This is a genomic window from Westiellopsis prolifica IICB1 (genome assembly GCF_004323185.1).
Classification (GTDB): Bacteria; Cyanobacteriota; Cyanobacteriia; order Cyanobacteriales; family Nostocaceae; genus Pelatocladus; species Pelatocladus prolificus_A.
Window position 1 is genome coordinate 2446151 of sequence record NZ_NAPS01000001.1, and the last position, 15708, is coordinate 2461858.

12 protein-coding genes are annotated in these 15708 nt (G+C 40.1%); 7 read left to right on the forward strand and 5 right to left on the reverse strand.

Annotated features, from left to right (window positions below):
- Positions 1 to 72 precede the first annotated feature (72 nt).
- Positions 73 to 1197, reverse strand: coding sequence for a DegT/DnrJ/EryC1/StrS family aminotransferase (locus B4U84_RS10250; RefSeq protein ID WP_017313440.1), 1125 nt, complete (start codon positions 1195 to 1197; stop codon positions 73 to 75).
- A gap of 66 nt (positions 1198 to 1263) precedes the next feature.
- Here B4U84_RS10250 and B4U84_RS10255 point away from each other — a divergent pair, with 66 nt between their 5' ends.
- Positions 1264 to 2007 carry an ABC transporter permease gene (locus tag B4U84_RS10255; RefSeq protein ID WP_131117560.1) on the forward strand — a complete coding sequence of 248 codons (744 nt, stop codon included), beginning with the start codon at positions 1264 to 1266 and terminating at the stop codon, positions 2005 to 2007.
- A 152-nt stretch (positions 2008 to 2159) separates the two neighbouring features.
- Here B4U84_RS10255 and B4U84_RS10260 read toward each other — a convergent pair whose 3' ends face one another.
- Entirely contained in the window at positions 2160 to 3956 is a 1797-nt protein-coding gene (locus tag B4U84_RS10260; RefSeq protein WP_131117563.1) for a hypothetical protein, read from the reverse strand.
- Between the two features lie 808 nt (positions 3957 to 4764).
- Here B4U84_RS10260 and B4U84_RS10265 point away from each other — a divergent pair.
- Both B4U84_RS10265 and B4U84_RS10270 read left to right on the forward strand, forming a co-directional pair.
- Positions 4765 to 5997 (forward strand): succinate--CoA ligase subunit beta, encoded by a 1233-nt coding sequence (locus B4U84_RS10265; RefSeq protein WP_131117566.1) that lies wholly within the window; start codon positions 4765 to 4767, stop codon positions 5995 to 5997.
- Positions 5998 to 6194: 197 nt separating this feature from the next.
- Positions 6195 to 7076, forward strand: coding sequence for a succinate--CoA ligase subunit alpha (locus B4U84_RS10270; protein WP_131117569.1), 882 nt, complete (start codon positions 6195 to 6197; stop codon positions 7074 to 7076).
- A gap of 85 nt (positions 7077 to 7161) precedes the next feature.
- Here the strand turns inward: B4U84_RS10270 and B4U84_RS10275 are convergent, their stop codons facing one another.
- On the reverse strand, positions 7162 to 8505 hold the full coding sequence (locus tag B4U84_RS10275; RefSeq protein WP_131117572.1) for a serine/threonine protein kinase: 1344 nt from the start codon (positions 8503 to 8505) through the stop codon (positions 7162 to 7164).
- 32 nt (positions 8506 to 8537) lie between these two features.
- A complete protein-coding gene (locus B4U84_RS10280; protein WP_131117575.1) occupies positions 8538 to 9860 on the reverse strand; it encodes a serine/threonine protein kinase in 1323 nt (440 codons plus the stop codon).
- A gap of 285 nt (positions 9861 to 10145) precedes the next feature.
- Here B4U84_RS10280 and argB point away from each other — a divergent pair, with 285 nt between their 5' ends.
- The 3 genes from argB to B4U84_RS10295 all read left to right on the forward strand — a co-directional run bounded on the left by argB (position 10146) and on the right by B4U84_RS10295 (position 12667).
- A complete protein-coding gene (argB, locus tag B4U84_RS10285) occupies positions 10146 to 11042 on the forward strand; it encodes an acetylglutamate kinase (RefSeq protein ID WP_196797884.1) in 897 nt (298 codons plus the stop codon).
- A 143-nt stretch (positions 11043 to 11185) separates the two neighbouring features.
- Positions 11186 to 11707 (forward strand): tetratricopeptide repeat protein, encoded by a 522-nt coding sequence (locus tag B4U84_RS10290; protein WP_017313432.1) that lies wholly within the window; start codon positions 11186 to 11188, stop codon positions 11705 to 11707.
- A 177-nt stretch (positions 11708 to 11884) separates the two neighbouring features.
- Positions 11885 to 12667, forward strand: coding sequence for a DUF3153 domain-containing protein (locus tag B4U84_RS10295; protein ID WP_017313431.1), 783 nt, complete (start codon positions 11885 to 11887; stop codon positions 12665 to 12667).
- A gap of 148 nt (positions 12668 to 12815) precedes the next feature.
- On the opposite strand, the gene ndk is transcribed toward B4U84_RS10295, so the two are convergent.
- Positions 12816 to 13265 (reverse strand): nucleoside-diphosphate kinase, encoded by a 450-nt coding sequence (gene ndk / locus B4U84_RS10300; RefSeq protein ID WP_026082170.1) that lies wholly within the window; start codon positions 13263 to 13265, stop codon positions 12816 to 12818.
- 264 nt (positions 13266 to 13529) lie between these two features.
- Between ndk and speA the strand changes: the two genes are divergently transcribed.
- The gene (gene speA, locus B4U84_RS10305; protein WP_017313429.1) at positions 13530 to 15548 is read left to right on the forward strand and encodes a biosynthetic arginine decarboxylase; all 2019 of its coding nucleotides are present in this window, start codon (positions 13530 to 13532) and stop codon (positions 15546 to 15548) included.
- The last annotated feature ends 160 nt before the right edge of the window (positions 15549 to 15708 follow it).

Sequence of the window (15708 nt, forward strand, 5' to 3'; positions counted from 1 at the left end):
CCTTGTCCCCAATCCCCAATCCCCAATCCCCAATCCCCTTTCCCCTTTCCCCTTTCCCTGATCCCCGATCCCCTACACCAAACAATCCTTGAGGCTATAAATTACCTGATCTTGTTGTTCTTCAGAAAGTTCTGGGAACATGGGTAAGGATAAAACCTCTTGGGATACTTGTTCGGATACTGGTAGCTGTCCTGGTTGATAGTTCAAGCTTTCGTACACTGGTTGTAAATGTAGAGGACGGGGATAGTAAATCATTGTATTTACACCTCGTTCTTGCAATTGGTTGCGTACCCAGTCTCTTTTGTTGTTGAGTACACGAATGGTGTATTGGTTCCAAACTCCTTCGCCACCATTTAATTCTTGGGGGGGAATAATACCGGGAACTTGATTGAGAAATTGTTGGTAACGAGATGCGATCGCTCGTCTTTTTTGATTCCAGATATCTAAATAACGCAGCTTGATTTGTAAAATAGCGGCTTGGATAGCATCCAAACGACTATTAACACCTATTTCTTCGTGAATGTAGCGATTTTTTTGACCATGCTCTTTTAGTACCCTTAACTTAGCAGCAATTTCTGGATCATTGGTCGTTATCGCTCCGCCATCACCACAACCACCGAGATTTTTGGTAGGGTAGAAGCTAAAACAGCCAATGTGTCCTATACTTCCTACTCTTTGTCCGCCCCAAGTTGCACCTGTAGATTGAGCGCAATCTTCAATCACTGTCAGATGATGAGCGTTAGCGATACTCATTAGTGCAGTCATATCCACAGGTTGTCCAAACAAGTGAACAGGAATAATCGCCTTAGTTTTAGGTGTGATCGCTGCTGCTACTTGCTGTAAATTGAAATTAAAAGTAGTTGCATCGATGTCAACAAAGACTGGTTTTGCTCCTACAGCATCAATTACTTCAGATGTGGCAATAAAAGTGAAGGGTGTTGTAATTACCTCATCGTCTGCACCTATATTAAAAGCTCTGAGTGCTAGATAAAGCGCATCCGTCCCGGAATTACAAGCTACACATTCATTGACACCGTGATAATCAGCAAACTGCTTCTCAAATTTTCCAACCACCGGTCCACCAATATAACGACCAGAAGTTAAAACCTCTAAAACCGCACTACTCACTTCTGCTTCAATCGAGGCGTATTGCTGTTTGATATCAAATGCAGGAATGGAATTTTGACTTTGAACCATGAGTTTATTATTTATAAAAATGTAGGCTGAAAACCCTTGAGAAACTAACTAGTAAGGCCAAAATCTATGCAGGAACTGATCAAATTAGATTTAGTTGATTTGGCTAGTGCGACAGCATTAATAGCTGTAGTCATTGGTTTATCTGTTTGGGAAAATCTAGGATTAGAAATCAACCTAGTCTTGGCGACAGGGAGAACCATTTTACAACTAGTGGTATTGGGATACGTTTTAGATTTCATCTTTGCTTTTAACAATGCTTGGGCAGTTTTAGCATTTTTAGCATTATTACTGACAATTACGGCGATTGGCACACGAAATCGCATTAGTCAAAAAATACCGCAAGTTTTGCCTTTAGTGTGGGGTTCCCTTTTACTTAGCACAATTGTGGCTATAGTTTATACTAATCTTGTGATTATTCAGCCAAATCGATGGTATGAACCACAGTACGTAATTCCTCTAGCGGGAATCATACTAGGTAATGCAATGAATGCAGCTGCGATCGCTGGTGAACGTCTTGTCAATACAATCAAAAATAGCCATCTAGAAATCGAAACTCATCTTAGTTTAGGTGCAACTCCCCAGCAAGCGATCGCCCAGTATCGCAAAGACGCCATTCGTGCTGGTTTAATCCCGACCATTAACCAAATGATGATTATTGGTTTAGTGACAATACCAGGATTTGTTGCTGGTCAAATATTAAGTGGTGTAAGCCCCCTTGATGCTGCTTCTTACCAAATTGTAATTATGTTAATAACTGCCTTTGCCAATTTGCTAACAATCTTTTTGTTAACTAAACAGTTGACTCGTTAGCTTTTTGATAACGCAGGCCGGTTGCAGAGCATTTGGTTTGGACGTAACAAATACAAATAGGGACGGGGAACAAGGGGGACAAGGGGGACAAGGGGGACAAGGGGAACAAGGGGGACAAGGGGAACAAGGGAGACAAGGGGAACAAGGAAGACTTAGCGAGTTGGTATATGTCCATGAATTTGGCTACCTTGGGCATCAAAGACAATCACTGCTAAATTAGCGTTATCACTAATAACATCTAGGGCTTGCTGTAAACTTTGTAGGTGATTAGTGATATTAGTTACAGTATTTTGGTCGGCTTGATTTAAGCTGCTGTTTAGGGCTTGTTCATACTCCGGAGTAATCCGAACAATTATTTCTCGGTCATTAATGGTATAGTCACAAACTCGAACTTGACCAGAACAGGTTTTTTCTAAATCAGTCTGGGTTTGTTGTAAAGAGTTAACTACTTGGAGTTTTGTTTCTGCTTGTTTAAGAGATGTTGAATAAGTTTGGAGCAAAGTCTGAGCTTGAGTGTAGTACAAGCTATCTTGTTTGACCTGGTTAATAGTATTTAAAGCTTGGTTCCAGTATGTCACCGCAGCTTGCCATTGGTTTTGTTTTTCGTAGCGTTTGGCTTGTTCTGCGTTTTCAATGGCTTGTTGGTAGGTTTTGGCTGCTAGTTGTAGTTTAGTGGTGCGATCGCGTGCAGCTACAAGTTTGGGTTTATACTCTATCAGCAGTTTTTCTACTTCTGAGTATACAGAGCTAGTTTTAGGAATAATAGTCAAGGCGTTAATTGCTACTTGCCAAGTAGATTGGACTTTTTGTAATTCTGGTAAGGTTTTAGCTGTAGTTTCTTGCTGGATGGCGACATTCGCGACATTTTTAGCTGCTGTGATTTTTTTTAACCATTTGTCTTCTACTTGCAATTGCTGATTCACAGTTCGCAATTTGGCACGATATATCGCTAATCTTGGCTGCACCCATCCATAAAGTTCATTACTGGTACTAATTGTTTCTAATGGTGCGATCGCTTGTCGCCAGAGATTTTGTCTAGCTTTTAGTTCTTCTAGAGTATTTACTGGGGTTTGACTTTTTTGCGTTGCTAATGAGACTGCACCAAAAGCTTTGATGATTTTATTTATAGTTTCTGAATGTCTAGATAGATTAGTTGCTAGTGTGTCAGCTTCTTGATAACGTGATGACCAACTGGGAATAGTTTTTAGTGCTGTAGTTGCTTCCACAAGTTGCTGTTGTATTGTTGTGAATTCTGATTCAGACTTGGAAGTATTTATTAATCTTTGCCATGATTTGTGTAAATTCTCGGCTGTTTGGATTTCTTGACATTCAGACATCACACAAGGACGAGTCAACAAATAACTAGCTCCACCTAAGACTGCAATTGCAGCTACAACTATACCCAAGATCATAGGTTTAATTGGGCGTCTTGACTTTAATGTTGTGTAATAGGACAAATCTGGTGCATCTGCCATTAGGTCAAAATGCTGATATTCAGATTCATCAGGGATATTTGGAGAAGATTGTTCATCAATCAACGCATCGGAAGCAGTAATATCTAGTTTCTCTTCTTCCCCTACTCCTCCCATTACTTTTTCATTCTCAGAAGAAACCTCATACTCTCCCATTTCCTCAACTTTCGTTTCAGAGGCTTGCAAAATCAGGGAATGTTTAGCGTAAGGTAACTTTACCCCTGCGATTCTCAAAAAGATTTCCACCTGTTGTCCGTGGTGATTAAGTAGTGATTGGAGTGCTTCTTCAAGCAATACAAACATATTCTCGGTATCAGCGCTCACACCTTGGGGGTGTTGAGTTAAAATCATCAGCTGATCATTTTTGACAGCACACTTTACCTGGAAATATTCACCCGATGGAATTTCAGCACGCAGCTGTTCTTGCAATATTTGTTCTATCAACTGTAAATCTTCTTCTATGACCGCTACTTGCATAGAGTCATCCTGCTGATTTATATAGTCTTGATCATTCTCAAGTTTGTTAAAAGAATTTATTTTTAGTTTGGAACGTAGATACACAGTTTCATGACCCCCAGCCTTGTAATGTGAGAGAACATTTTTTTAGCACAATTTTTCAGCTTTTACCAAAATTTGATATTTACAATTTATTCTTTTTTGATTTATGTAAACAATAGATGGAAACTATTTAATAAAATCAGCCCCATTATTAATTTACTGTCAATTTTGGGAACAATAATATTTTTGTTTAGGTAATATAAAATTTCAAAAAATTAAAAGATAGCAATCATACAATATTTTTAATTTTCCAGGGTCTCTTATTCTATTTTCTCTAGAATGCTATAATTTTTTATTCAAAGTTAACTGTTAGAGGATGATAGTACTAAGAAAAATTTTTACTACATATCTGTCTCAAGTCTATTGCTCATTCGTATTTTCTCTGATATAAATTCAAAAGCGAAAACTTGCAGTTGCTGAGATTAAATTTTTCTCTCACATGAAAAAATTTATTTGTACTGTTGTATCAAAATTTGATGACAAAAACTCTTGTTCGTTGAAATACAAGAAGTTTTACTGATAAAGTTAATTACTTGTTGTAAGAATGGTAAAAGCTAGTAGCAAAAGCGATGAATTTACTAGATTTACTGAATTGGATAAAATTAATGAGAGAAAAATTTATCTTAAATAAACAACTAAAGTTTGAGTATGCAAACTAGGTGCAGCTTTCAGATTTTAGACAGCACCAGTACAACCAAATAAAAATGGCTAGAGATAAGGTGTGTCAATGGAATTGCTAGAATATCAAGTTAAAGAGTGGTTTCGGACAATAGGCATTCCTGTATTGCCTTCTCAAAAAATTGACCATCCCACGGATTTAAAAAGGTTAAAAATAAAATACCCAATTGTACTGAAATCTCAGGTACATGCAGGAGAGAGAGCAAAAGCAGGTGGAGTTAGATTTGCTGAAACAACTATAGATGCGATCGCCGCCGCCCAAAATATTTTTAATTTACCAATTTTAGGCGAATTACCAGAAGTATTGTTAGCAGAAGCTAAGTATAATGCGGAGCAAGAATTTTTTTTAGCGGTAGTTTTAGATACAGCTGTTTGCCGACCGATACTTTTGGGTTGTAAAGAAGCAGATATTGATTGGGAATCTGCTGGCAAAAAAATGCAGCATGTGGTAGTGGAACAAGAGTTTTCCCCATTTTATGCGCGACGTTTGGCTTTAAAAATGGGATTACAAGGTACATTAATGCAATCTGTCAGCATAATTGTTGAGAAAATGTACCATTTGTTTATAGAAAAAGATTTAGATTTAGTAGAAATTAATCCTCTGGGGGTCGATGCTTCTGGCCAAGTGATGGCTCTCAATGGTAGTGTCAATGTTAACGAAAGAGCGATCGCTCGTCACCCAGATATTACTGAGATGGCGAGAAAAATGACCCATCGTCATAGCAGTGTAGAGTTTAACAAAAGATTGAGTGAATGGGATGCAGTAGAACTACACGGTAAAATCGGCATTTTAGGCAATGGTACGGGTTCGGTATTAGCAACTTTAGATTTAGTAGTCAATGCTGGTGGTAAACCTGGTGTTTGCTTGAATTTACGCCATGCTTTCCCCACCGACACTTTACCAACTACTTTTCGCGATCGCCTAGATAAAGCCATAAATATTTTGGCTGCTGATAAAAGTATTCAAGTCATACTGATCAACTTTCTAGGTAGTGTCCCTCAAAGTGAAGAAGTAGCAGAAGTAATTGCTAATTTAGTACAGCATCATAAAAACGAAATCAAAACCCAGGCTTTACGTTCTAACAGTAACAAAAGCCGACGCGAAAACAACTTACCACGTTTAGTTGTTCGTCTTGCTGGTTCTGAATTTAATGCAGCCAGAAAATATTTAACAGCATTAAAAGTTCCTAGTGATGTATCTATAGTAGTAGTAGAAAATTTAGATGAAGCAGTAGCAGAAGCAGTTAATCTTGCTAAAGCTACTGCTCAGAGAATATTTTGAGAATGTTTCCTTGTGTCCTTGAAAATGGGTATTGGGGAAGAAATTTTCATTTTGAGTTGTGAGATTTTCCCGCGATTGACTAACTTAAAAATGGGTGTGGGAGTGTAGGAGTGTAGCAAAAAGAACCTCTTTTTTGATGGTGAAACTTGTTTTATCGGGGCTAATTTGTGCCTTGTGCCTTCATGTATGTGTTTCTTATGAACTTAACGCCAGACAGCAAAGTTATAATCCAAGGCTTTAGTGAATTTATATCGGCTACTCATATTAGCCAAATGATAGATTATGGCACTAATTTGGTAGCAGGAGTAAAACCTGGATGTGGTGGTCAAAAAATACACGGTCTACCAGTGTTTGACCTCGTGGAAGAAGTGGTAGATAAATATGGATTAATTGATACTACAATTATCGGTGTAAATCCTTACGAAGTATTAGATGCGGCTTTGGAAGCGATCGCATCTAGTATTCGTCAAATTATCATTATTTCTCCTGGCGTACCACCATTAGATATGGTGCAGTTACTACGTAAAGCTGAAGCCACAGAAACACTAGTAGTCGGGCCAAATAGCCCCGGTATTATTGTCCCAGGTCGAATTCTTTTAGGTACTCAACCAAGTGAATTTTATACGCCAGGTCGAGTAGGAATTATCAGCCGTAGCACAACCCTAACCTACGAAGTAGCCAGAGAACTAACAACAGCGCATCTGGGACAATCAATCAGTGTCAGTATTGGGAGTGATGCGATCGTTGGTTCATCATTTATTCAATGGCTGCAAATTTTTGATGAGGATGACTCCACAGAGGCGATAGTATTAGTTGGTCAACCCGGTGGAGGAAGGGAAGAAGCAGCAGCGCGCTACATAGCTGAAGCAATTGATAAACCAGTTATTGCCTATATTGCAGGTACACACGCACCACCAGCAAAACATTGGCGCCAAACCGGGACATTAGCAGCAGTGATTGGACGTCATCCAGACTTTGGTGCAGCAAAAAGCAAATTAGCTGCATTTTCAGAAGTCAAAGTCCCAGTAGCGGAACGTCCTTCTATAATTCCAGAATTAGTAAGGAAGGTGATTAAATAGGTCATTTGTCATTTGTCATTTGTCATTTGTCATAAATCAGTTAACAGTTTAATTTGATAACTGGTAACTGATAACTGATAACTGCTCAAGTCCTATCCAGCCCCAACCATTGTCCAATCTCTTGAATTAGCCAATGACGTTCTATAGTTGACAGAGGGCTGGAAGTTAATTTCTGTCCTTCTACTTCGATGGTGACTCCTCTGGGTGCTGAACCTTGGTTGATAGCTTCTTGATATATTTTTTCAATTGTTGTTGTTGGACGCCGTTGCCGCTTGTAGCAAAAACCAAACAATTTCCAACGAATTTCAAAATTTTGGCGATCAAAGTAAAAATCAGTATGTCCAAAAGAAGGTAACACAGTTCCTTGCACCACTGCAATCAGCATTGCTACAAAGAAAAGCAACAAAAACCATGCCTGTGAACTACCCCCTCTAATAAAAAAATTTATCAATTGTGGTAGTTGCCAGAGAAAAGGAATCATAATTCCTACCAAGTAAAATAATCTAAAAGCTTTACCACCGCGTCTTGGTATTTTAATTTCCAATTCACTAGCAGATTTCTTAATTTGAATTTGACTACCTGTAGGCTTACGACTAGTAATCGGTGGAGTGAGGGTATTTTTATTCTTGAGTGCTGCAAGTGCTTCTCTAGCAGTACCGAGTCGTTCTATGACATTTGGTTCTGTAAGCTTACCAATCCAATTCACAAAACCCCGGTCAATGCTAACCTGATCAGCAAAAATAATCCGTGCATCCAGATGAGGTAAATCAGCGGGAGATATTCCCGTAAGCAAATGTATTAAAGTTGCACCCAAAGCATACAAATCAGAAGCAGGAACAGCCCGACCAGCAAACTGTTCTATTGGTACGTAGCCATAAGTACCGACAACAGTGAAAGTCGCACCTTCCTGAACAGCTTGATCCTGTACCGCACCAAAATCAACCAAGTAAACCCGCTTATCTTCACCCCAAATCAAATTACTGGGTTTGATGTCGCGATGTAGGACAGGTGGGTTGAGTTCGTGTAAATAAACCAGAATACTAAGAACTTCAATCGCAATTTTTTCTACCTGTAATTCCGCAAAATGTTCACCTTTGTCTATTAAGTTCTGTAGAGATGTTCCAGGAATATAACTTTGTACTAACCCAAACCAGGGGAATTTAGAACCAGATTGATGTTCTAGAACAAAGTAATCTCGGTATTTGGGAATACGGGGATGATTAAGATTTTTTAAGACTTGAGCTTCTCGTTCAAACAGTTTATGCTCATCCCATTGCATTTGGGGGGTGAGAATTAGCAACTTGACGACAACTAGTTCCTGAGGCTGTTTAGTCAAATCTTTTGCTAACCAAGTTTGGCGGCTAGCATCTGCACCTAATTTTTCCTGAATTTGATAGCGATTACAAAGTATTTCTCCTGCTTCTAACATCCCCAAATTCCCCATGAAAAATTGTTAGTGAACTAAGCAATCCCTAACCAATGTCTGATTTGTGCTGCCATCCAGCGACACTCTTCTTTACTTAGAGGTGGCTTTAATTTTCCGAATGAATACTCAGATACACCCAAAGCTAATGTCACTTCTGGTACTTTGTGACTACCATAACCACCAGTCTCACCGCTAAATACTTTGTCAATTTCAGAAACTTTTCCTCGTTGTCTACGTAAGCAAAGACCTAGTAATTTCAATTCAATTTCAAATTGGTGATGGTCAAAGTAAATATTTGTTTCCACAAAGTTAGGCAAAAGAAACCAACCTGTTAGCAGGAGACTAGCTATCAGCCATATCCAACATTCCACGCTACCCAAGCTAAAACCACTACTGAAAAAGTATAACCAAATTGCTAGTAGTACTGTTGCAGCAATATTTTTCGGGTCAGTTAATGTCTTTTGCCAAAGCACAGGAATTTTAATGTGCAAGTGTTCAGGAGATTTTTGCAGTTGAATTTGACTATCAGTAGGTTTGGCACGAACTATTTTAGAAATGGCAATTTGATTTGCTTTAAGAAGCTTCAGTGCTTCTTTTGCACTAGTGAAGCGTCTGTCTAAATTGGGTTGTGTCAGCTGTTCTAACCAGCGAACAAACCCAGGATTAATTTTTAGTAAGTGGGCAAACTGTAAGCGAGAATCTTGCTGTGGTAAATCTGCTGGTGGAATACGGGTGAGCAAATGAATCAAAGTTGCGCCCAAAGCATAAAGATCAGATGCTGGAGTTGCCCTACCACCAAACTGTTCTAGTGGTGCATAACCATAAGTTCCTACTATTGTAAAAGTTGCTCCTTTTCTGGCGGCGCGATCTTGCACTGCGCCAAAATCCACCAAATAAATCTGAGAATTTTTTCCTAAAAGTAAATTGCTGGGCTTGATGTCGCGGTGCAATACTGGTGGACTCAAACTGTGCAGATAAATCAGAATCTTCAAAATTTGGGCAGCAATTTTTCGTACTTCTGCTTCGCTGAATACTCTTCCTTTTGCCAGTAATTCCTTAAATGACGAACCGGGAATATATTCTTGTACTAAAGCAAAATGGAGTACTTGCTCTTCAAAGCCAAAATAATTACGATATTTTGGGATACACGGATGATTCAGTTGTTTGAGTATCTGGGCTTCTCGCTCGAAAAGTTTAACATCTTCCCACTTGGCTTGGTCGCTAAAAGTCAGCAGTTTAACAATGACTTGTTCATGAGTGGACAAATCCCATGCTAACCAGGTTTGACGACCAGCATTGTCACCAAGTTTTTCTATAAGCTGATAGCGATCGCGTAATACCTGTTGGATTTGCAACATCGTCTGGTGAAAATTATAGACGTCTGGGAACAAGGGTTTAGGGGTATGGGGGTGTAGGAAGATCTTGGAAGTGCGGGTAAAAATTTTGGGGGTATTTTAAAAATATGAATTTCAAAAAACTCTTGTTTCGTCTTACATTCTTATACTTTTACACCCTGACAGCCTTATACCCTTATACTTTTACACTTTAACGAAATCAGCACGAACATCTTAGCAACAAATATTCTTTTCCATGAGAAATTGTTGTAAGTACCAATCTAACTAATAAAAGCTCCTCATAGATTTATTATGATCAAAGATTCTGAGTACATTCGACAAGATGCGGCGACTCGCGTACAAGTGCTAAGTGAAGCACTACCTTACATTCAACAATTTATAGGTCGCACTGTAGTTGTTAAATACGGTGGTGCGGCGATGAAAGATAGCAACCTCAAAGATAAAGTCATCCGTGATATTGTCTTTTTATCATGTGTTGGCTTACGACCCATTGTGGTACATGGTGGTGGACCAGAAATTAACAGTTGGCTGGATAAATTAGGAATTGAACCACAATTTAAGAATGGTCTACGTGTCACAGATGCCCCCACAATGGATGTGGTGGAGATGGTGTTAGTAGGTCGTGTCAATAAAGAAATCGTCTCTTTGATTAATCAAGCTGGTGGTTCTGCTGTCGGACTATGTGGTAAAGATGGCAACCTCATTAAAGCCCGTCCCCAAGGAGATGAAGGTATAGGTTTTGTTGGAGAAGTCAGTTATGTCAATATTAAGATTTTGGAAACACTAGTAAGTAATGGGTATATTCCCGTAGTATCTAGTGTAGCCGCAGATGATAACGGACAAGCTTATAATATCAATGCTGACACCGTAGCGGGCGAAATAGCAGCAGCGCTAGGGGCAGAAAAGTTAATTTTGCTCACTGATACACGTGGAATTTTACAAGATTATAAAGAGCCGACTAGCTTGATTCCCAAAGTAGATATTAAAGAAGCCCGTGACTTAATTGCTACTGGTGTGGTTAGTGGTGGGATGATTCCTAAAGTTAATTGTTGTGTGCGATCGCTTGCTCAAGGAGTTCGTGCCGCGCACATTATCGATGGTCGCATCCCCCACGCCCTGCTATTAGAAATCTTCACTGACGGTGGTATTGGTACGATGATTTTTGGTTCTCAGTTTATGTCGTGAACAAGGGTAGGGGTGTAGGAATATTTTGGGGTGTGGGTAAAAATTCTTGTTTTTTCTCACACCCTCACATTCTCATTTAAAGGATTTCACAAATGCTGCTAACATTGGCACAATGAAGGCAGTGCTGAATTTGTGAGTAAAACGTGAGTTCAGATAGTATAGAAATTGCCAAAAATCGCTATCAGCAAGGAAGAGTAGCCTTTGAGAGTGGGCTATATCGAGAAGCTATTGAACAACTAGAAAAAGCAAGCGCCTTGTTGGCTCGTAATACTCGCCTGAGTGGTGAAGTACAAATTTGGTTGGCGACAGCTTACGAAGCAGCAGGGCGTACAGATGATGCGATCGCCCTGTGTGAACAACTCAAACGTCATCCCCATTCAGAAACGAGTAAAGAAGCACGGCGATTGCAATACATTCTCAAAGCACCCAGATTACAACGTCCTCAAGAATGGATGACTCAAATCCCTGATTTTAGTAATATTGCTGACAATGAAAGTAAAATAAGTTTCTCTACCAAGCCAAACAAATCGGGAGCATCTAAAAAGCCACCTGAACGAGAATTAGTTGACCTTAGCCAAGTCAATACTAAAGATAATCGCTTTATCTGGGTGGCGTTGATGGCGATCGCTCTAACATTATTGAGTTTAATCTGGTTGAATTTTTAAGGATCGGGGATCGGGGACAAGGAGGACAAGGAGGACAAGGTAGACAAGGTAGACAAGGAATAATTTTTTAACAAGTTTCTTCCCGCTCCCCGTTATCCCTTATCCCCAATCCCCGATCCCCGATCCCCGATCCCCAATCCCCGATCCCCAATGTTGACGTTTGAGGAGATTTTTATAGTGATAAATTTAGCGCGTCTGAAATCTATTTGCTTGGTGCTGATAGCAACTTTGCTGCTTTCTGGTTGCGTGGATTATGACGTGGGGGTACGTTTTGATAATTCCAATAGTGGTGAGTTGGTGCAGCATATTAAGTTGGGAGAACGCCTTACCAGCTTTAGTGGTGAGCCTGTGTATGAATGGTTGAACAGTATAGAACGTCGCGCGCGTCAAGAAGAAGGTAAAGTACGAAGACCTTCTAAGGAAGAAGTGATTGTAACAATTCCTTTCAGTAATGGTGAAGAATTACAAACAAAATTCAATCAATTTTTTCACCCTACTGTTAATCAAAAAGCTATCAGCAGCGAATCTGACTCACAATTGCCAAAAGTAGAATCAAATTTACTTCTAAATCAGAATAATTTTTTGCTATTGGTGCGGAACCATTTGATTTATGATTTAGATTTGCGATCGCTCGCTTTAATTTCCAGTGATGGTAATGTCTTGGCAAATGCTGGTTCTATTCTTGATTTAGACTTTAGCTTAAAGACTCCTTGGGCAGCAAAAAGTATTCAAAGAACAGAAAACGCTCCTCTACCAGAAAAAAAGAACAATCAGCTAGTATGGCATCTTAACCCTGGCGAACTCAATCACATAGAAGCTGTTTTCTGGCTTCCTAGTCCTTTAGGTATTGGTACATTGTTGATTGTGTTGTTTGTTGGAGCAGGTTATTATTTGCGGTATAAATTTATGCCAGATCCGAAACTTCAGTTTTCTTCCAAAACAGCAGCAACTGAAGGTTAGCTTGATCGAGCAGAAGCCCACAAGCTCACTGTTTGCTGTCAGGAAAAGGTAAAGGGAAAAGGAAAGAACTTATTCTCTTATCTTTTAACTTTTCCCTTTTCCCCACAAGAGCGCAAAAAGAACTTTTGCAATAGGTCTAAAATTAAGATTACTCGTGTAACCAAGGCATGATGTGTGGTTGCCAATTCACTAATTCTTCATCTTTGAACCACAGAGAAATTTCGCGCTGTGCGGTTTCGGTCGCATCGGAACCATGAATCAGATTGCGGCCAATATTGACACCAAAGTCACCCCGGATTGTCCCAGGTTCTGCTGTTAAGGGATTTGTCGCACCAATCATTTTTCTCGCCGCAGCTACGACGCCATCACCTTCCCACACCATTGCCACTACTGGACCAGAAGTAATAAAATCAACTAAGCCTGAAAAAAATGGTCTTTCTTTGTGAACATCGTAGTGAGCTTCAGCTAGTTCTCGGCTAACTTTCAAGAATTTTAAGCCAACTAGAGTAAAGCCTTTGGTTTCAAAACGATGGATAATTTCACCAGCTAGTTTGCGCTGTACACCATCAGGCTTAATGGCAATAAATGTGCGTTCCAAAGTGATCTCCTCAAACTGAATAAATTTGTCCTTTGTCAATTGTCATTAGTCATTTGTCAGTTGACCAATAACTAATGACCAATCACAGAATATCTTACGAAAAGTATACATGCACCAAACCCTTACTAATGACCAATGACCAATGACCAATGACCAATGACCAATGACCATTGTACAGACGCGAGGAACATCGCATCTCTACTGCCGTTGAAATACGAATCGATTAAATTGTAAATTCGTGGGTGAAAGATAAAGGTCAGGAAAATGCGTCTTGATTCTACTGCTGCATCTGATGAGGTGGTGAAACCGCCGTCCCATAATGGTAAAAAATCTGAATTGAAAAATCACAAGCACAAAAAATTGCTGCCACCTGCCAGCATACAAGAAGGAACAAGCGTCTGGAAAATAGAAAATAGCGAGGCGCTATATCGCATTGAAGGTTGGGGACAGCCTTATTTTTCTATCAACGCAGCAGGTCATATTACTGTTTCCCCAAAAGGCGATCGCGGCGGTTCTCTGGATTTATATGAGTTGGTAAATGCTCTCAAACAGCGTAACCTGGGATTGCCGATGTTGATTCGGTTTTCTGATATTTTAGAAGACCGAATTGAGCGGTTAAACGCCTGTTTTGCCAAAGCGATCGCTCGCTACAATTATCCTGGTGTTTATCGTGGCGTATTTCCGGTCAAATGTAACCAACAGCGTCATTTAGTCGCAGATTTGGTGCGTTTTGGTAAACCCCATCAATTTGGCTTAGAAGCCGGTTCTAAGCCAGAATTAATGATCGCCCTAGCCATGCTAGATACACCAGGAGCATTGTTAATCTGTAACGGTTACAAAGACCAAGAATATATCGAAACAGCGATGCTAGCCCAAAGATTAGGGCAAACACCGATCATTGTCTTAGAACAAATTGAAGAAGTCGATTTGGTGATTGAGGCCAGTCGCCAGTTAGGTATTCAGCCAATCGTGGGGATGAGAGCAAAACTCAGTACCCAAGGGATGGGACGCTGGGGAACCTCCAGTGGCGATCGCGCTAAATTTGGTCTGACAATTCCCGAAATTATCCATGCAGTTGAAAAGTTACGTGCTGCTGATTTGTTGAATTCTTTACAACTGCTACATTTTCATGTTGGTTCACAAATTTCTGCCATTAACGTCATCAAAGATGCTATCCAAGAAGCTAGCTGTATATATGTAGAATTAGCAGCTTTGGGGGCAAACATGAAGTATCTTGATGTTGGTGGTGGCTTGGGTGTAGATTACGACGGTTCCCAAACCAACTTCTACGCTTCCAAAAATTACAACATGCAGAACTATGCTAATGATATTGTGGCAGAGTTAAAAGATACATGTTCTGAGCGGAATATACCTGTACCAACACTGATTAGTGAAAGTGGCAGAGCGATCGCTTCTCATCAGTCGGTATTAATTTTTGACGTTCTCAGCACCAGTGAAGTTCTCACAGAATTACCGGAACCGCCCAAAGATGGAGAATCCCACATCATTAGTTACCTTTGGGAAACTTACCAATCAATCAACCAAGAAAATTATCAGGAGTTTTATCACGACGCTACCCAATTCAAAGAAGAAGCTATTAGCCGCTTCAATTTGGGAATATTGAGCCTGACTGAACGCGCTAAGGCGGAACGTCTATACTGGGCTTGCTGTCAAAAAATACTGAGTATTACTCGAAAAGAAGAGTACGTGCCTGATGAGTTGGAAGACCTAGAAAAAATCATGGCTTCCATCTACTACGTAAATCTTTCTGTGTTTCAATCAGCACCTGATTGTTGGGCGATCGATCAGTTATTTCCAATTATGCCGATCCACCGCTTAGATGAAGAACCAACACGACGCGGTATCTTAGCAGACCTAACCTGTGATAGTGATGGCAAAATCGACAGTTTTATTGATTTACGGGATGTGAAGTCAGTTTTAGAACTTCATCCCTTTAAACCCGGAGAACCCTACTATCTGGGGATGTTCCTCAATGGAGCCTACCAGGAAATTATGGGGAACTTACACAACTTGTTTGGTGATACCAACGCGGTTCACATCCAATTGACACCCAAAGGCTACCAAATTCAGCACGTAGTCAAAGGTGATACCATGACCGAAGTCGTAAGTTACGTCCAATACGATTCCGAAGATATGGTAGAAAATATCCGCCAGCGTTGCGAATTAGCTTTAGAAGAAAATCGCATTACACTAGCGGAATCTCAGCGATTGCTGCAAACCTATGAACAGAGTTTGCGGAGATATACATACCTATCTTCGTAGGTACTAACTAAGGGACAAGGGAAGGGGAGTGTGGGGAGTAATGTAGAGACGCGATTTCGCGTCTGGGAGTGTGGGGAGTGTGGGCGACAAGGGAGACAAGGGAGACAAGGAAGACAAGGAAGAATTTATTCCAATGCCCAATGCCCCATGCCCCATGCCC